13 protein-coding genes are annotated in these 17,616 nt (G+C 63.1%); 9 read left to right on the top strand and 4 right to left on the bottom strand.

Going from position 1 to position 17,616, the window contains the following annotated elements:
* Nucleotides 1–429 precede the first annotated feature (429 nt).
* The 3 genes from ASE75_RS02990 (at nt 430) to ASE75_RS16130 (ending at nt 4,577) form a co-directional block, all read left to right on the top strand.
* A complete protein-coding gene (locus ASE75_RS02990; RefSeq protein WP_156340067.1) occupies nt 430–1,671 on the top strand; it encodes a hypothetical protein in 1,242 nt (413 codons plus the stop codon).
* Between the two features lie 557 nt (nt 1,672–2,228).
* On the top strand, nt 2,229–3,677 hold the full coding sequence (locus ASE75_RS02985; protein WP_235512494.1) for an MFS transporter: 1,449 nt from the start codon (nt 2,229–2,231) through the stop codon (nt 3,675–3,677).
* Nucleotides 3,678–4,040: 363 nt separating this feature from the next.
* Nucleotides 4,041–4,577, top strand: a complete 537-nt coding sequence (locus ASE75_RS16130; protein ID WP_082463754.1) for a DnaJ domain-containing protein — start codon at nt 4,041–4,043, stop codon at nt 4,575–4,577.
* A gap of 164 nt (nt 4,578–4,741) precedes the next feature.
* On the opposite strand, the gene ASE75_RS15015 is transcribed toward ASE75_RS16130, so the two are convergent.
* From ASE75_RS15015 to ASE75_RS02960, 3 genes are all read right to left on the bottom strand, one after another.
* Complete coding sequence (locus tag ASE75_RS15015; RefSeq protein ID WP_082463753.1) at nt 4,742–5,722, bottom strand: GlxA family transcriptional regulator; 981 nt, start codon at nt 5,720–5,722, stop codon at nt 4,742–4,744.
* A 105-nt stretch (nt 5,723–5,827) separates the two neighbouring features.
* A protein-coding gene (locus ASE75_RS02970) for an IS3 family transposase (protein ID WP_156340065.1) occupies nt 5,828–6,975 on the bottom strand; the annotation gives its coding sequence in 2 pieces (ribosomal slippage) (nt 5,828–6,714 and nt 6,714–6,975; 1,149 coding nt in all).
* Nucleotides 6,976–7,462: 487 nt separating this feature from the next.
* Nucleotides 7,463–8,353, bottom strand: a complete 891-nt coding sequence (locus ASE75_RS02960; RefSeq protein ID WP_055928459.1) for a MurR/RpiR family transcriptional regulator — start codon at nt 8,351–8,353, stop codon at nt 7,463–7,465.
* 125 nt (nt 8,354–8,478) lie between these two features.
* Between ASE75_RS02960 and ASE75_RS02955 the strand changes: the two genes are divergently transcribed.
* Nucleotides 8,479–10,638, top strand: a complete 2,160-nt coding sequence (locus ASE75_RS02955) for a TonB-dependent receptor (protein WP_162233702.1) — start codon at nt 8,479–8,481, stop codon at nt 10,636–10,638.
* Nucleotides 10,639–10,654: 16 nt separating this feature from the next.
* On the opposite strand, the gene ASE75_RS02950 is transcribed toward ASE75_RS02955, so the two are convergent.
* Entirely contained in the window at nt 10,655–11,584 is a 930-nt protein-coding gene (locus ASE75_RS02950) for a LysR substrate-binding domain-containing protein (RefSeq protein WP_235512493.1), read from the bottom strand.
* A gap of 53 nt (nt 11,585–11,637) precedes the next feature.
* Here ASE75_RS02950 and ASE75_RS02945 point away from each other — a divergent pair, with 53 nt between their 5' ends.
* From ASE75_RS02945 to astD, 5 genes are read left to right on the top strand one after another with little or no spacing between them, the layout of a single operon-like run.
* Nucleotides 11,638–12,669: a DUF1338 domain-containing protein gene (locus tag ASE75_RS02945; RefSeq protein ID WP_055928451.1), complete on the top strand. Its 1,032-nt coding sequence runs from the start codon at nt 11,638–11,640 to the stop codon at nt 12,667–12,669.
* Nucleotides 12,666–14,060 (top strand): FAD-binding oxidoreductase, encoded by a 1,395-nt coding sequence (locus tag ASE75_RS02940; protein ID WP_055928446.1) that lies wholly within the window; start codon nt 12,666–12,668, stop codon nt 14,058–14,060. The genes ASE75_RS02945 and ASE75_RS02940 overlap by 4 nt, the downstream gene beginning before the upstream one ends.
* Nucleotides 14,061–14,071: 11 nt before the next feature.
* Nucleotides 14,072–15,274, top strand: a complete 1,203-nt coding sequence (locus ASE75_RS02935) for an aspartate aminotransferase family protein (RefSeq protein ID WP_082463804.1) — start codon at nt 14,072–14,074, stop codon at nt 15,272–15,274.
* A 50-nt stretch (nt 15,275–15,324) separates the two neighbouring features.
* A complete protein-coding gene (locus ASE75_RS02930; RefSeq protein WP_055928441.1) occupies nt 15,325–16,206 on the top strand; it encodes an arginine N-succinyltransferase in 882 nt (293 codons plus the stop codon).
* 10 nt (nt 16,207–16,216) lie between these two features.
* A complete protein-coding gene (gene astD / locus ASE75_RS02925) occupies nt 16,217–17,602 on the top strand; it encodes a succinylglutamate-semialdehyde dehydrogenase (RefSeq protein WP_055928438.1) in 1,386 nt (461 codons plus the stop codon).
* Nucleotides 17,603–17,616: the final 14 nt, after the last annotated feature.

Genomic DNA, 17,616 nt, shown 5'->3' with positions numbered 1-17,616 from the left:
GGGCATGAGGAACACCGCGAAACAACGCCCAGACAGCAACCGCACCCCACGCGCCGTCCCGCCCGCCGCAATCCAGTCCCGCGCCTACGTTCGTTACGAGGTGCGTCATCGGTGGCGCGAATGCTCGGGCGCTACCATCACGGAATGGCAGCTGTGCCGACCACGCTGCTGGTGGAGTGCTGTCACCCGGCCCCTCGGCATCCTGCTTGTCCTATTTGCCGTCCTGTGGCCTCCTTTTCTGGTCGCGCAGGGATGGTCTCGTTTGGGCGTCGTCTTCGCTGTCGGCGATGCCAGCGTGGTGTTCCTTGGTTTTGAACTAATAGCGGCCGGGCAGCGCCGCTGGCTGTCCTGACCATCGCCAGAGCGTCTTCATTCTCCGGAAAGTTGCGTCCGGTAACCCCGCTAACTGCAGAAAGGAAACCTCCTCCAATGATTTTTGACGTCTCTCGCCCCATGACAGCGCGTGAACTTTTTCGGCTAAATTCTGTCGAGCCCAAGCAGGGCAAGCCGGGCTTCATGAACCTTCGCGCACTGCGGCGTCCGGGTCGTGCGATCACAAAGGAGCAATTGACCGGCGCAGGCATCTACGGCCTCTTTTTGCATGGTAGTCTCTACTATATCGGCATCTTTGCGGGATCTACGCGGGACGCGCTGTCCGGTACGGTGCTCGTTCGCTGGAAGAAACATCTGACCTATCAGGCGCTTCGGTCGCCGGAGGTCTGTTTCTCGCGATCCAATCTCGGGGCGATCCTGGACGATGCGCCCAATCCGGCCTTTGACGCCATCGCGCAGACATTGGGAGGACGCGAAGTCGACAGAGACTTACTCGATGCGGACGAGCACCCGCTTCTGCAACGCCACGGTGCCAGCTGCACCTACGCCAAGGCGCGGTTCGCCGCGCGTCATTGGGACGTATTTGGTCCCGGAAACGAAGAGGCCATGGCCGACGGCGTCAGCTTCGTCTTCGCGCGTCTAAAGCCCGAGGCGTTGGCGGACGCCGCCCCTATGGACGCGCCTCATCGGGCATGGATCAAGCACAAGTGGCTCGGCCGATGCGAAACCGCGATGATCGGCACGCTGAATCCTATCTGCAACGCGCAGACGCCGATTGGCGAAGAGAAGAGCGGCACGGTGGACGATTTTGCGCGTGCGTTGAAAGAGGCATCGCGCCCGGCGTTCGCGCCATACATTCCGACCGATGGCGAAGCAGCAGGCAAAGTGGCCGAGCAAAACGAACCGGCCTCCGAAGTCACCGACGAGCAAGAGGCGCCGCATCACAATGACGAAACTGAAGACGTCGGCGGAGAAATTGAAGCGGTCGATCCTCAAGAACAGCGCTTCCGTGACAAATTGTCACCAGACTGCGACGCTTTCGTCGACGAACTCGACGAGCTTCTTCCGGTCGGTATCGATTTGAAGTTTATGAAGAAGCCCGGCTTTCGGTTGCATCAGGAGCCCGGTCACCACGTTCTACTGATGGTTTCGCCCCGGTCTGGCGGCATGGTTGGGAAGGTCGGTGCGAGCGTATCAATCGCTCGCACCTTGGGCTTCCAAGATGCCGACTTGAATAATGATGGAAAATGGGTCGACTTCACGATCGACCCCGCCGTACACCAACCCTCTGCGCTCCTGACGCTTGCCGGCGCAGCGATGAAGAGCAAGCGCAATTAGGGCCTGTCGGACGGCACCTTGATGGGTATTTGGAAAGAGTTGGATCTAGGTGCCGTCCAATCGGCAAGTTGATGTTATTCGATCTATTTTCGGCTGCCGAACCTGCCGCTGCTTGAGCATGTCCGTCTTTCTGTTCGCATCCATACCCGCAATCTCAGCGTCGGCCACGCGGCACGCTTACCAATCAACTTTCGAAAGCACCAAGGTTGATGAACGAGCGTCTGAAGTTGGGGAGCGCAAAGGGCAGTGTGAGCGTCTGCACTTGGGTCTCGTAAGTCAAAGGTTCCGGCAATTGCTCCGTGAGCCGGACGCTCAGGTTTGGCGATCCGTGCGCTCGAAAGCCGCCATTCGGCAGGCCATCAGCCGAATCAGTGCCCCGGCAGCGGGTGCTCGGCTTGCAGCAGGCGAACCGTGCGGCGTATGCCACCGCTACTGGTGGGGGTGAATGGATGGCGAACGGCAGAAGAAGCCGCGGAAACTCGGTTGTCGGAGAGCGCTGGCCGCTCTTCTGGGCAGGCTGTGCGGCAATCAGCGTTGGGGTTGCCCTTCACTTACCGATGCTCGCGATGGCCCATACGATGGGCAATCACCTGTCGGGTATGCCTATGGACGGATGGATGTACATGGGCATGGCGCTGATCGGCATCGGCGTGCCGGCTGCTATATTTGGCGCTTTACCCAAGAAACGGCCTGATCATAGGGCAGGCGCTGGCGCCGCATTTGAAGCGCCCGATGATACCCCTTTGACGCGCTCGCATGCGGCCGTTCTGCTAGTGCTTACCCTCGGCCTGATTATCGACACGATGAAGCCAGCAACGCTTGGCTTTGTGCTTCCCGGTATGCGTGGGGAGTACGGTCTTGCAAAGTCTACCGTTGCTCTGCTGCCGTTCGTTGCCCTAACCGGAACCACGGTCGGCTCCTTCCTGTGGGGGTGGCTTGCGGACATTTACGGTCGGCGTGTGTCGATCCTGTTGTCCACGATCCTGTTCGTCTCGACCTCCATCTGCGGAGCTATGCCTTCCTACAACTGGAACCTAGTCATGTGCTTTCTGATGGGGTGCTCGGCTGGCGGCATGCTGCCAGTCGTCTACACGCTGTTGGCTGAGATCATGCCTCCGCGGCACAGAAGTTGGGTCCTTGTGCTGGTTGGCGGTACGGGACTGGTCGGCGGCTACCTGGCAGCTAGCGGTGCCGCGCATCTGTTCGAGCCTCTGTTCGGCTGGCGTAGCTTGTGGCTGCAGGGCTTTCCCACCGGTTTGTTGCTGCTTGCGATGGCAAGGTGGATTCCGGAATCCCCGCGCTTTCTGATGGAACGTGGCATGGACGCGGAGCTGGCTGACATGGCTCGCAAGTTCGGCATCGTCAGGCGTGCTCCACAAGCAGCGCCAGCGGATGCTGGCAGCGCAGCGGCCCACCACCGCGAGTTGACCATCGCCCTGGTGATCACGGCCCTGTCTTGGAGCTTCGTCAACTTCGGCTTGCTGCTATGGCTGCCTTCCGATCTCCAGGATCGAGGCTTTAGTGCTGAGATTGCGAGCGGCATCATCGCCAGCTCAGCACTCGTTGCCCTGCCCACGATCATGATCGCGGCCTTCCTTTACAGCCGGTGGAGCAGCAAGCGCACCCTGATCGGCACTGTGCTTCTCACACTTGCCGGGCTTGCTGGAGCCCTACTGCCGGCGCCTACGCTGGCTTGGCCACCACTGCTGATCGCTGTGATCGCGCTGCTGGTGGTTGGCACAAACGGATTGATCGCCGTGCTACTTCCCTATGCAGCCGAAAACTACGCATTACGCGTCCGTGGACGTGCCACCGGGCTTATCGCGGGCAGTAGCAAATTTGGTGGCGTTGCTGTCCAGCTAGGAGCCTTCGCTGGGCTGATCCCGACGATGGGGGGCGCGGCAGTTGCGCTGATCATACCAATGACGCTGTCAGCGGTACTGATCGGACGCTCAGGTAGAGAGACACGCGGCCGCAGCTTACGTGAGCTAGAAGCGGCGGCTTAGCTGCCGGCAGAACATAGGCCGTGCGGAGCGTCGCCTATCGGCGCTTCCCTCTTTGAAAGCGCACTGTCTGCTATCTGACCCGCTGCGCCGGTGCCTGATTTGGGCCTACTTAGCTGCCGTTCAACCAGATTAACGAATGGCTGCAATTGGGAGGCAGGGAAGGGAGCTCGAACGTCCGTTTGTGGGTCAGCGCCGGGGGCGGGGCGGCGTGGTGTCGTCAAAAGCACGGAGTTGCGGATGGGAATGGTAGCCATCTGACTGTTGGCGCCTAAAGCCGCCCTTTGGATCACCGAGAGGGCCCATTTACAATCACGCGCCAGGCGGACTTTCCTTTTTCGCGTTTTCGCCGCAAGTAACGGCTAAATGGCTCTCTCACCCGACTATTATTCTGTTCTAGGTGTTCCCTCGACGGCAAGTCGCGACACTATCCACGCCGCGTGGAAAACGCTGCTCCGTCAATATCACCCCGATGCCAACCATGGTGTGGATGCCTCTGCTCGTGCGAAAGAGATCAACGAGGCGTATTCCGTTCTGGGAAAGAAGGAAGCACGCGCCGCCTATGATCGGTCGCAGATCAGGCCGACTGCCCACCGAGCGACCGCGGACCGCCCGTTTCACCCCAGGAAAGCCGGCAGGCGCCCGATGCGACCTAGCCCCTCGATGCAGCCCAGCGGTAGCCTCTCGCAGCCGCTAGAGACCAACGAATGGCTGATGGGCCTTTTCCTGCTGATCCTCACCGCCGCACCGATCGCTACAATCCTGGTTCTCTGGAATGAGGAATCCGGATTGGCACCTACGGTTCGACATAGCGTCGCCGCTAATTCCGTGCGTGAGCCCCCCGCAAAAGCCGTCCGCAGCTTATCGGGCACAAAACTCGGACTTGGACAGCCTGCTTCTTAAACTATCGCCCAGTCGGGACATTCGAGTTCGCAGGGTCAGGCGCCAAAAGCGGTCGTAACGCGGAGATGAACGAGCGGCCGAAGTTGGGAAGCTGGGAAGGGGGCGGGGACGTCTGATTATGGGTCGCTCTGGAAGATCGACCCAAATCCGGTACGTCAGCGCTGTCATCCCGGAGGCCAGCAAGTTAGGCCGCTAACGTTCACTGAAGGCGGCTGATCGAGCCGACGCTGTGTCTGTGGAGGATGACCGAAACTTCGCAGGAACGCACATCGCATGCGTTCTGTATCCGCAAACCCCACAAGCAGCGCGACGGTCCCTACAGGTTCATTCCCATCGCGAAGGCGGATGCGTGCAGCTTCGCAGCGCAGACGCTCGACCGCACGTGCAGGCGTTTCGCCCGTTTCCTTCCGAAACAGACGAGCGAATTGGCGAACGCTCAGACAGGCGGCCTCGGCGAGCCGTTCGATCGGCAATGGCTCTGAGAGATGGTCGCGTGCGTAGGTCAGTGCTTTTCGGATACGATCGGTTTGCGGCTCCATCTGAGAGATTGCCGCGTACTGCGATTGTCCACCTGGTCGCCGATGATACACGACGAGCTCGCGCGATACTGCCTTGGCCATTTCTGCGCCATGATCAACTTCGATGCGCGCAAGCATCAGGTCAATACCAGCAGTCATGCCAGCCGACGTCCAGATCGCCCCGTCGTTGATGAAGATCCGATCCGCATCGACCGTCACTTTCGGGTATCGATCCTGCAATCCCTGCGCAAACTGCCAGTGCGTCGTCGCTCGTTTGCCATCCAGATAACCCGCAGCGGCAAGCAGAAATGCGCCTGTACAAATACTCGCAACGCTTGAGGCTTCGGCAGATGCACGCCGGATACCGGCTATGTTGTCAGGCTCCAGCATCGGTTCGATCATGCCGCCCACCACCACGACCGTCTCGGCTGGGGACGAACCTGCAACGTGAGTGGTCAGGCTGAGCCCCGCATCACCTCGAACGATCTCGCCATCCTTGGAGACGAGTTCTATCAGGTAATATTCCGACCCGAGTAGACGGTTTGCTGCGGTAAGAGCCGCCGTCGGCCCGGCGAGATCCAGAAGCTGGAAGCCTTCGCACAGGTAAAAGGCGAACGGCGCTGACATCGTACTTCCCTCTGATCCGAGCCAAATCACCTCCTAGGCAAATTGCTTCCGAGCGTATCCGTAAAACCGGCCGATTGAGCTGCTGCCGGTTTCACGGACACGAGGTTAAGCTACCTGCGCTTGCCGCTCGAAGTCCATGGGGCTGAGATAGCCCAGCGTCGAGTGGCGTCGCGTCGGATTGTAGAAGCGCTCGATGTAATCGAACACGTCTGCCTTTGCGTGATTGCGGGTGCGGTAGGTCTTGCGCCCGATCCGCTCGGTCTTCAGCGAGGAGAAGAAGCTCTCCATCGCCGCGTTGTCCCAGACGTTGCCCGACCGACTCATCGAGCAGGTCACGCCGTTGTCGGCCATCAGCCGCTGGAACTTCTCGCTTGTATATTGGCTACCCTGGTCTGAGTGGTGCAGCAGGGCGTCGGGCTTTCCACGCCGCCAGATTGCCATCATCAGCGCGTCGGTGACGAGCTGGGCGGCCATGGTGTCGCTCATCGACCAGCCAACGACCCGGCGCGAGAACAGGTCGATGACGACGGCGACGTACAGCCATCCTTCCGCGGTCCAGATGTAGGTGAAGTCGGCGATCCATTTCTGATTGGGTGCCTCGGCCGTGAACTGGCGATCGAGGAGGTTGTCGGCGATAACCGAGCGCAGGCCATCGTCCTTCGGCAGCCCGCGGCGCCGCGGACGCGCCTTCAGGCCGTGAACACGCATCAGCCGCTCGATACGATGCAAGCCACATGAGAGGCCTTCGGCCAGAAGGTCATGCCAGACACGACGCGCACCGTACGTCCGATAGCTGGAGATGAAGCTGGCGCGGACCTTGGCGCCGAACTCCTCATCGCTGCGGGCACGGGCACTTGGTGCTCGGACCAGCCAGGCGTGAAAGCCGCTGCGCGAAACACCGAGCGCTTCGCAGATCCACGACACCGGCCAGATCCCTCGGTGCTTCGCAATGAACTCGAACCTCATATCGAGTCCCTGGCGAAGTAGGCCGCCGCTTTTTTTAGGATGTCGCGCTCCGCCTTCATCCTGGCAAGCTCGCGGCGAAGCCGCTCAATCTCCTGCTGCTCGGGCTTCAGCACGCCGTGCCCCGGAAACGCCGATCCCGGATCAGCCGCCTGTTCGCGAACCCACTTGCGCAGCACGTTCTCATGCAGGTCCAGATCGCGCGCCGCCTGCGATACCGACACCCCGCGCTCCCTCACCAGCTTCACCGCCTCAAGCTTGAACTCGCGGCTGAACTTCCGTCGTTGCATCTCCATCCTCCGGTTCCAAAAACACCTTATCTCGGTGTCCACGGAACCGGCAGCAGCTCATCATGGCCGGAACACTCTCATTTAAACTGGGCTAAAAAACACGGGAGACGTCACCCTTGATCCAGACTGTCATAGTCGATGGACCACTCAGAAGGGGCAGCTCACCGCCACTGACGCGCTAACCGCTATTGACAGAAATCTGTCCTATGCAACTATAAGACAGAAAGGAGGAGGTGATGGTTCTCGCGATCGGGACAGTTGGCAGAAGCCTCGCATCCGACTCGATGCTCGCGGAGGCGCGGGGGTTGTCATGTTCAAACGCCGCCACCTGTGCGGTGGGTATGAAGGGACCAGGGCTTAGCCGGTCCTTTCGAGGTTCGCCTTCGCGCCAAGCGAAGCTTTCAGGTCCTCCATGGCCGACCCGAGGCCGGCGATATGGGCGTCAATCTGAAGATCAAGGGAGTGGATGCCGTGATCGTCGCCATGCTCAGTCACCCCGAGACGGGGTGGAGCCGGTATGACCGATGAAATCCTGATAGATGCGGGAAATGCGGTCGAGGCGTGGCGTCACGTGGTCCGGGCCAAGCCGCAGCACCACGCCGTCTGCCAGCAGCGTGAGCACCGCGACCAGCGGAACCATGGTGGTCCAGAACAGCGCACTGTCGGTCGATACGGCAAGGACGTGGGGAGTAACCTGCGGCGCCCAGTTGCAATAGCTGTCGGTCACGATCACCACCGCCATCCCGGCCGCAGTCGCATCTTCAGCCAGTCGGCGCGCGTGAACGGAATAGCGGCGCGTCTCTACGATGACGAGGCATCGGTTGGGTTCGTCCTCCGCCAGAACCTCCAGAAAGCTGCTCGACGAGGCATCGACGACGACTACGCCGGTGCGGGCATATTGCAGCAACGCCGCAAAATGCTGGGCGATGCCCCGCTCGGTCTGAAAGCCCGCAACGTGGACGCGCGCACTGCCGGCAAGCAGTTCGATGATCGCATCCCATTTCGGTCCAGACGCGAGGGCATAGGCCGCCGTCAGCCCGGTGATCGCGATGCGCAGATCGTCGCCGAGTGCCTTGGAACGCCCTCCATCTGCAAGCCAGCCGAACTGTCCAGCGCTCGTCCATGGCAGGCCAGGAGGCGTGTCGAACTTCATCTGCGCCTTCAGGTCGCGGAAATTGCGATACCCGAACTTTCGGCAGAACCGACCAACGGTAATCGCGCTGATGCCGAGCCGCTTGGCCAGGGATTCGCCCGTTTCGAACGGGATCGCAGTCGGTTGAACCAAAATGAAATTGGCGATGGTCCGCTCGGCCTCGCTGAGGTCGGCGAACGTGGTTTTCAGGCGATCGAGTAAGGCGGGGGGAGAGCGATCTGACATAGGTATCGACGAATGACAGAAATCTGTCCTGGCGCAAGCCTTGGCTGCCGAATGAAAACAATAATCAAGCATGACGGGAGAAGATGATGAGGGGAAACAGTTTCGCGAGCGGGATCGCCCTTGCCGTGGCGATCACCATGGCAGTCGGAACGCCGGAGGTGCGTGCGCAGGAGGCGCCGACTCCGACCGACGAGGGTCAGCCGAGGCTGGACGATATCGTCGTCACCGCAAGTCGACGGGCGGAAAATATCCTCGACGAACCCTATTCGATTTCCGCAATCACCGGCGATTCCTTGGCCAAGGCGAGTGCGACCGAATATCGCGACTTCCTGACTGCGGTGCCCGGCGTCGCGCTCGTCGAAGCGGGTCTGGGTACGAACAACGTCATCATTCGCGGGCTTGCGACCGCGGCCGGCGGTAGCAACCTGTCCGGCACGGTCGTGACCTATTTCGACGAAACCGCCCTGAGCAGCGGGATCCGCAGTATCGAGGTCGAGCCGCTGGACATGGAGCGGCTGGAGGTCCTGCGTGGGCCACAGGGAACGCTGTTTGGCGCCGGATCGCTTGGCGGCACGCTTCGGCTGATTCCGCAGCGCCCGAATTTTGTGGAAACCAGCCTTCGGATGTCGGCCACGGGTAGCAAGACACACGCGGGGGATGGTCTGGACAGCAACCTGTCCGCGATCGCCAATCTTCCGATCGCAACCGACATTGCGGCCCTGCGTATCGTCGGATTTCGGCGGCAGGAGGCAGATTATATCCGTAACCTTCAAACCGGCGGCAAGACCGGCGGAGGTACGGTGTCGGGCGGCCGCGCGGCACTGCGCATTCGGCCCGTCAGCGAGCTCGATCTGTTGTTCCAATACGTCAAGGACCGTACCGATGCCGACGGCGCGCGGGTTCGAGAGCCGTTCTACGGTGCCGGCAATGTCCAGCGCCGGCGGGGGGATGAATTCCAGGACGCCGACCTCGACCTGTTCAATTTCACCGGCACCTATGATTTTGGCGTAGCCCAGCTGACGGCGATCACCTCGCGCTACGTGTCCAAACTGGCCAACAGGCTGGATGCGTCGCTTTTCGATGGCAACGTGGTCGCGCTGGCGGGCAACCCCGCGCGCTACGGGCTTGCGGCCTATGATCTCTTTTCTGACGACAATGCCCGATCGACGGCATTCGCGCAGGAAGTAAGGCTTACATCGCAGGGCAGCGACCGTCTGAAATGGCTGGTCGGCGCCTATTACTCCAATGAAAGTCTGACGCGGATCCAGACCTTCAACGAGGCCCAACTGCTGGGACGATTCCTGCGCATCGATCGAACGAATGATGCAAAGCAGATTGCCGTCTTCGGGGAAGCGAATGTCGCGCTGGGCCAGCAATGGGGCATCGACCTGGGCTTGCGTTACTCCGACTACCGTCAGCGGACCCGAGTCGATGCCAATGCCGGCGAGCAGAAGCAGGGTGTATGGACGCCACGCTTCAACCTGCGCTTCCAGCCGGGGGAGCAGCTGTTCTACCTCCAAGTCTCGCGCGGCTTTCGTCTTGGTGGCTACAATGGTCCACCGCCCAAACTGCCCGGCATCGTCATCGCCGATGTGCAACGTTATCTTACCTACGGGTCCGACACGCTCTGGAATTACGAGCTGGGTACCAAGATGCGGCTCGCGGACGGACGATTGAACGTGACGGCTGCCATGTTCCATTCCGACTGGGCCGATATTCCGGTCTATGTAACGCTGGCGGGTGGTGCCTACACGCCGCTGGCCAACGTCGGCGCCGCAACGATCAATGGCGTCGAGGGTGAGGTCGCATGGGCGGTCGCACGCGGCCTGACGCTGACCGCCAGCGGGTCGTATACGGATGCGCGCCTGAAGGGATCGACGCAATATGCCAGCCAGCGGCTGCCGTCCTCACCGAGTACGGTGTTCAACGCCGGGCTGACCTATGAGCAGCCGGGCGCAGTGGGATGGCGTCCCTACGGCGGGGTGAATGCGAATTACGTCGGATCGTACCGCAGCAGCCTGAATGAGGAATTCGCCACCAATCTCGTAGGCAGTCGACTAAATACGCGTTTCGGCCTGACCCGCCAGCCGGTTGTCGGCGACTATGTCCTGTTCAATCTGAACGCCGGCGTTCGCCGGGGCGGGACCGACCTGTCGATCTTTGCCAAGAACTTGTTTGGTAGTGAAAAGACGACGCTGTTCAACAGCTTCAGCTATGGCGGCGCGCCTGCCGAGTCTTTCGTGCGACCCCGCACCATCGGCCTGACGCTGCGACAGGACCTGTGACATTTGGGCGGCGGGATTATTGCGATCCCGCCGCCTCTTCCGTCAGCCATGCCCGAAATCTGGGCAGCATCGGGTGTTCCGGTCGATCGCTTGGCCAAACGAGATGATAGCCGCGTTCGTCTGCCAAGATGTCGGGCAGGACCCGCACCAGCGCCCCGGATGTCAGCTCGGGCTGGATCAGGAAATCCGGCAATAGCGCAACGCCCATCCCTGCCGCGGCTGCGTGGGCCAGCATCAGGAAATGCTCGAAAACCGGTCCGCTGCGCCACGGCGTGTCCGGGGCATCGGTGATCGCGAACCACCGCGTCCATTCGTCGGGCCGCGTTTCCTGCACCAGCAAAGTGTGCCGCGTGAGATCGGCGGCGGTCGAAACAGGCAGCTGCTCCAGCAAGGCCGGACTGCAGACGGCAATCACCTTTTCACCAAACAGCTGTACGTGCCGCGTACCCGGCCAGTCGAGCAGTCCGAAGTGGAACGCCGCGTCCACGCCCGGCGCATCCGCAAAATCGAACGGTTTCGACCGGGTCGCCAGGCTGACGAGCAGATCGGGATGCTGTGCGGACAGGTGCGGCAATCGGGGTGCGAGCCAGCGCATGCCAAGGCTGGGAAGCGTCGCGATCGTCAGCGCCCGTGCTTCGGTCTCCGCCAGCAATGCCGCTGTTGCGCTGCGAATGCGCTCGATCGGGTTGGCGATCGCATCGGCATAGGCGCGTGCCGCGGGTGTAGGCGTGACGCGCCGGCCGTGGCGGACGAACAGGGGAATTCCCAGCCAGTCTTCGAGCAGGGCGACCTGCCGGCTGATTGCACTCTGGGTCAGCTGAGTCCGCACCGCAGCACGTGAGAAGCTGCTGGTTTCCACGGCCGCAACGAAGCCCAACAGTGCCGAGAAGGGCGGCAATTCACGCCGGCGTATATGAGCGTTGGTCATGAACAGATGATGGATCATCGTTTTCGATTGCACAACTGGGGAGCGTATCGATGTCCGACAGGAGGAACACGATGACCGATGTTCATCAAACACAGTTGCGGGCGTTGCTGGATGCATGCTTCGGCAGTGCACGTGCGAACCACATCCTTCGCAGGATCGCAGCCGATGCTGCCATCGGTGCGGGTCCGCAGGTAGCGGCTACGGTATCACGTGCCGTGTTCGCCCAGGCGATGAATGCCGCGCTGTTCGCGGACCTGCTCGATCGGGTGCCGAGCGCACGTTTCTATGTCGAGGATGTCCTCGCGAGCGGGGCAGCAGTTCGCTTCGATCACGGCGCGTTGCGGACGGTGCGACTGCCAAGCGGTGCGACGGGCGCGCTTCCTGCGGGAGAGCAGGCATTTCGCCGGATCCTGGAGCCGCTGGGCTATCGTGTCGCCGACGTTTATCCGCTGCCGAAATTGCGGATGACCGGCCACGCGTTCCGGCATCTCGATCATCCCGAAACCATTCCGCAATTCTTCGTCAGCGAACTGGATGTGTCGGCCTTCGATCCGGCGTTCGGGGCTGCGGCGACGCGGACGTTCGGTACCAGTCGCGATCCGTTGACCGCCGATCATCTGGCACTGCTGGCGCGGTTCGAGACGACCGGGACGGCACCGTTCGACGATGCCGTAGCGGGCCTGTCGGGAATCGTCGCAGCCTTTGCCTGCCAACACGATACGCCAGCGGCGCATGATTACGACATCCTGCGCGCTGCCTCTGCCGAGGCCGCCTGGATTGCGACCGAGGGCAACAGCTTCAACCACGTGACCGACCGGGTCGAGGATGTGGAGGCGTTGGCCGATCGCCAGCGTGCGATGGGGCGTCCGGTCAAGGACACGGTCGAGGTGTCGGCGTCGGGTCGCGTGCGACAGACCGCGTACCGCGCCGACGCCGTGACCCGAAGGTTCCGCCACGATGACGGCACGATCGAGGAGCGGGTGGTACCCGGGTCGTTTTATGAATTCATCAGCCGCGACATCGACCCGGATACGGGCCTGCTCGACCTGCGTTTCGACAGCGCCAATGCGACGGGCATCTTCGCGATGACGACCGCGGCATGACTATCGCGTCAGGGCTGGCTGCGATCGTCGGCCTCGCCCATGTTCTGACCGGTCGCGAGGACGATTCGCGCTATCATGAGGATGGGCGGACGGGCGGCGGACGGGCACTTTGTGTCGTGCGGCCGGGCGACGTCGACCAATTGGCCGAAGTGCTCAGGTTCGCCGCTGCCGCCGATTTGCGTGTCATCGCGCAAGGCGGCCGTTCCGGGCTGGTCGGCGCCGGGCTGGGGAGCGACGAGCGCGATGTGATCGTCAGTCTGGAGCGACTGGTGCAACCGCCGTCGATCGACGGTGCAAATCGCACCGCGCATGTCACCGCAGGCGTGCCGCTCTCGATGCTGAACCGTGCTGCAGCGGAACATGGCCTGACCTTTCCCATCGATCTGGGCGCCGACCCGTCGATCGGCGGCATGATCGCGACGAACACCGGCGGGGCGAGGCTGCTGCGTTACGGCGATGTCCGGCGCAATGTCTTGTCGGTCGACGTGATGGCCGCGGACGGGACCGTCTCCACGTTCGGACGCGCGGTGTGGAAGGACAATAGCGGACTGGACCTCAAGCAATTGGTGATCGGCGCCGGCGGTGCCACGGGTCTCGTCACTGCGGCCACGCTCGCGTTGCAACCCGTGCCGCGTGCGACGATCACCGCGATGCTGGCTCTGGATGCCATGCAGGGCGCGGTGGAGTTGTTGCGGGAAGTCGAACAGGCGTTCGGCACCTTGCTGACCGCGTTCGAGGGAATATCGGCCGCTGCCCTGGCCGCGGCGATCACGCACGTTCCGCGACTGACGGACCCGTTTCCGGGGAGGACGCCCGGATATGTGGTGCTGATCGAACTGTCCGCCGGCGCGGCATTCGATGCCAGCGACCTTGAGGATCGTCTCGGCCGGGTGCTGGAACCCGTCATGGATATGCTGGTGCGTGATGCCGTCGTGGATCGCGGTTTACGCCTGTGGGCGATCCGTCATGCGATCCCCGAGGGATTGCGGGGGGCCGGGCGCGTCATCGCGTGCGACATCGCCGTGCCGCGCGGCGCGGTTCCCGCATTCCGTGCGCGCATCGTCGAGCGGATCGCCCGGATCTCGCCGATGCTGGTCCTGCACGATTTCGGCCACATCGGTGACGGCGGCGTCCATGCCAACATGGTCTGGCCCACCGATGCCGGCCCGCTCGACGATGCGATCGTCCACGCGGCGCGATCGGCGGTCCTCGACATCGCCGTCGAGGAATTCGGCGGCAGCTTCAGCGCGGAACATGGCGTGGGACCGGCCAATCTCGCAGCCTATGTCCGGCATGTCCCGACGCGACAGCGGGCGTTGGCTGGCGCGGTGCAGCGCCTGATGTCGCCAAGGCCGATCGGTCGGATTGATTTCGGAGAGGAAACAGCATGAACGATGCGTTGATGACAGTATATTCGCGCGCGCCGCTGGACGTGAGCCACGGCATCGGGTGCCGCCTGTATGCGACGGACGGCCGATCCTATCTCGACTGCGTCGGCGGGATCGCAACCGATGCCCTGGGCCACTGCCATCCGCTGCTCGTCACGGCGTTGGAAGCGCAGGCGCGGCGGCTGTGGCACGTCTCGAACATCTTTCGCATTCCCGAACAGGAAGCACTGGCGAAGCGGTTGACCGATGCCACCTTTGCGGACGTCGCGTTCTTCGCCAACTCCGGGACCGAGGCGATCGAGTGCGCGATCAAGACCGCCCGCCGCTATCATTACGTTCGCGGCGCGCCCGATCGGATCGATATCGTCGGGTTCGCCGGATCCTTCCATGGGCGGACGCTGGCGGCGGTGAACGCATCCGGCAATGCGACCTATCTGGAAGGCTTCGGGCCGCCGATGGCGGGGTTCGTGCAATGTCATCTGGATGACGGGGCTGCGACCATGGCCGCCATTGCGGCGCCGACCACCGCGGCGGTGATCGTCGAGCCGGTGCAGGGCGAAGGCGGCGCCCGCGCGTTGGACGGCGTCTGGCTGCGCCGCGTGCGACAGGCCTGCGATGCGGCGGGCGTCCTGCTGATCTATGACGAGGTGCAGAGCGGCATGGGGCGGACCGGGCGTCTGTTCGCGCACCAATGGTTCGACGACTGCGAACCCGACATCATGGCGACGGCCAAGGCGCTGGGCGGCGGTTTTCCGGTCGGCGCGTGTCTGGCGACGAGCGCTGCGGCCATCGGAATGACCGTGGGTGCGCACGGTTCGACATTCGGCGGCAATCCGCTGGCGATGGCGGTGGGCATCGCCGCATTCGATGCGATCGCCGACGACGCGACGCTGGCGCATGCACGCGAAATGGCGACGCGGTTCACAGTGGGCCTGGGTCGATTGGCTGCCGACTATCCCGATCTGGTGGTCGATGTGCGCGGCAAGGGGCTGCTGATCGGCGTCAAGCTGCGCGTCAACAATCGCGAGATGATGGCCGCCTTGCGCGAACGGGGTCTGCTCGTGGCGGGGGGGGGCGACAATTGCATCCGCCTGCTGCCGCCCCTTATCATTACCCCGGAGGAGGTCGATGAAGCCGTCGCGCTGATCGCTGTGACTTTCGCCGCCTGGCGCACGCGAGCGACCGCGACCGCGGCTGCGGCTGCGGTTGCGGCCTGAGCGGGTTCGTGAGAGTTCGTGCGGGAGAACCGCGAGATCTTGACGGCCTGTTGTCGCTCGCCGCGCTCACAGGGCCAGGCTTCACCAGCCTGCCGGAGTGCCGTCGCACACTGGGCGATCGGCTGGTGCTGTCACGGGAGAGCTTCGCGGGACGCATCGATCTAGCCGATGCGCGCTACACGCTGATCCTGGAGGATGCCGACGGTCTGATCGCGGGGGTTGCCGCGGTGATCGCCGCGGTCGGCGGCGACCATCCGCACCTCTCCTATCGCGTCGATGCTTCGGATATGACCGGCGCAGCGCCTTACCATGGGGCACTCACACCGGTCGCGGCCTGTCAGGGATGGAGCGAGGTCGGTTCGCTATTCCTGCATCCCGCGCGGCGGGGTGGCGGGGCGGGGGCGTTGCTGTCGCGCGCACGCTATCTCCTGATCGCGCTGGCCCCCGATCTGTTCGCAGATACGGTCATGGCGGAACTGCGCGGATATTTCACCGACGACGGCAACTGTCCGTTCTACGATGGCGTCGCCCGCGACTTCAGCGGCATGTCGTTTGCCCAGGCCGACGCCCTCGTTTCGGTGCAGGGGCATCGCTGGCTCGCCGGCCATTCGGCAGCCCAGCCGTTCGGGACAGGTCACATCCCGCCATGCGTGCGGTCATCGATCGGTCGCGTCCACCCACACGGTGAGGCAGCGCGCGCGATGCTCGAACGCGAAGGCTTCATATGGACAGGCTTGGTCGATCGGCTCGACGGCGGACCGACCGTTGTCTGCCCTCGCGATGCCATTGCCACGGTTCGCGATGCGAGAGCCATTCCGGTTGGTGGAGCGATCACCGCCGGAGCATTGATGGCCCGGCCGGACTTGAGAGACTTCCGTGTCGAACGGGCGGCGGCTGACACGACGGCGCATCGCATGCTGCTGGTGGCGTGAGGAGAATGATATGACGATCCTGCGATCGATCGACCCGGCGAACCTGGATATCGTGTGGGAAGGTGCGGCAACGGACCCGGCGGCCTGTGCCGTCGCCGTCGATCGTAGCCGAACCGCCGGGCGTAGCTGGGCAGCTACACCGCTGGAAACCCGGGTGGCCATCGCCCGACGCTTCGCCGAGGTCGTTCGGGAACGCACGGCGGCGCTGGCAGAAACAATCGCGCGGGAAACGGGCAAGCTTTTGCCTGAGGCGCTAGCGGAAGTCGCCTCCACCGTCGCGAAGGTAGAGGTTTCGATTGCTGCCCAACATGAGCGTGCCGGTACGCGGTCGCGAGAAATGGCGTTCGGATCCGCGGTTCTCCGGCACCGGCCGCACGGCGTGATGGTCGTTCTTGGCCCATATAACTTCCCGGCGCATCTGCCGAACGGGCACATCGTCCCGGCGCTGCTCGCCGGCAATTCGGTCTTGTTCAAACCCTCGGAAGAAACGCCGCTGACGGGTTTGGCATTGGGCGAGGCGTGGCGCGCCGCGGGGTTGCCCGACGACGTGCTTCAAGTGCTGCCGGGCGGGCGGGAAACCGGGGCCGCGATCCTCGCCGCCAATATCGACGGCCTGCTGTTCACCGGTTCTTCGCTGGCGGGGCGGCACTTCCGCCAGCTTTTCCTCGACCGGCCGCATGTGATGCTGGCGCTGGAGCTTGGCGGGAACAACCCGTTGGTCGCCTGGGAGGCGGAGCCTGAGGATGTTGCACGGATCACGCGCGATTCGGCTTTCGTGACGACGGGGCAGCGATGCTCGTGCGCGCGCCGCCTGATCGTTCCGACCGGCGCCCGTGGCGATCGGATCGTCGATGCGGTGGTCGATATCCTCGACTCGGTCACCACGGCGGCCTGGAACGACGGTATCGACGCGTTCATGGGGCCGCTCATATCGGCGGCGGCAGCGGATAGCGCCCGCATGGCGCTGACCGCCCTGGAAGGGCAGGGCGGGCGCACGCTCCGCTCGTTCGGCGCGATCGATCCTCGCTCTGCGGCGTTCGTGGCGCCGGCGCTGATCGACGTGACCGGATGCGTGGTCCCCGATGCCGAGGTGTTCGCACCGATGCTGCAAGTCCACCGCGTCGATGATTTCTCGGCGGCGATCGCACTGGCGAACGATACACGCTACGGCCTGTCCGCCGGGTTGATCGACACCGACGATGCACGCTGGCGCCAGTTTCGGCACGAGGTTCGCGCCGGGATCGTCAACCGGAACCGGCCGACGACCGGCGCCGCGTCCGACATGCCGTTCGGCGGGCTGGGCGAATCAGGCAATCACCGCCCCGGCGCCTATTACGCTGCGGACTATTGCGCCTATCCGGTCGCCAGTTTCGAGGCCGCGTTTCCCGGTTCCTAAAGGGTTGCGCGAAG

Source organism: Sphingomonas sp. Leaf17 (genome assembly GCF_001421505.1).
Lineage (GTDB): Bacteria > Pseudomonadota > Alphaproteobacteria > Sphingomonadales > Sphingomonadaceae > Sphingomonas.
The sequence above is the reverse complement of the archived record's forward strand: the minus strand, read 5'-3'. Positions and strand labels throughout refer to the sequence as shown.

What these genes read in the sequence shown, in the direction of transcription:
- astD (WP_055928438.1), top strand. Translation starts at nt 16,217, where the DNA reads ATGACGATCCTGCGATCGATCGACCCGGCGAACCTGGATATCGTGTGG.
- ASE75_RS02950 (WP_235512493.1), bottom strand. Translation starts at nt 11,584, where the DNA reads ATGATCCATCATCTGTTCATGACCAACGCTCATATACGCCGGCGTGAA.
- ASE75_RS02960 (WP_055928459.1), bottom strand. Translation starts at nt 8,353, where the DNA reads ATGTCAGATCGCTCTCCCCCCGCCTTACTCGATCGCCTGAAAACCACG.
- ASE75_RS02990 (WP_156340067.1), top strand. Translation starts at nt 430, where the DNA reads ATGATTTTTGACGTCTCTCGCCCCATGACAGCGCGTGAACTTTTTCGG.
- ASE75_RS15015 (WP_082463753.1), bottom strand. Translation starts at nt 5,722, where the DNA reads ATGTCAGCGCCGTTCGCCTTTTACCTGTGCGAAGGCTTCCAGCTTCTG.
- ASE75_RS02940 (WP_055928446.1), top strand. Translation starts at nt 12,666, where the DNA reads ATGACTATCGCGTCAGGGCTGGCTGCGATCGTCGGCCTCGCCCATGTT.
- ASE75_RS16130 (WP_082463754.1), top strand. Translation starts at nt 4,041, where the DNA reads ATGGCTCTCTCACCCGACTATTATTCTGTTCTAGGTGTTCCCTCGACG.
- ASE75_RS02935 (WP_082463804.1), top strand. Translation starts at nt 14,072, where the DNA reads ATGACAGTATATTCGCGCGCGCCGCTGGACGTGAGCCACGGCATCGGG.
- ASE75_RS02985 (WP_235512494.1), top strand. Translation starts at nt 2,229, where the DNA reads ATGCTCGCGATGGCCCATACGATGGGCAATCACCTGTCGGGTATGCCT.
- ASE75_RS02945 (WP_055928451.1), top strand. Translation starts at nt 11,638, where the DNA reads ATGACCGATGTTCATCAAACACAGTTGCGGGCGTTGCTGGATGCATGC.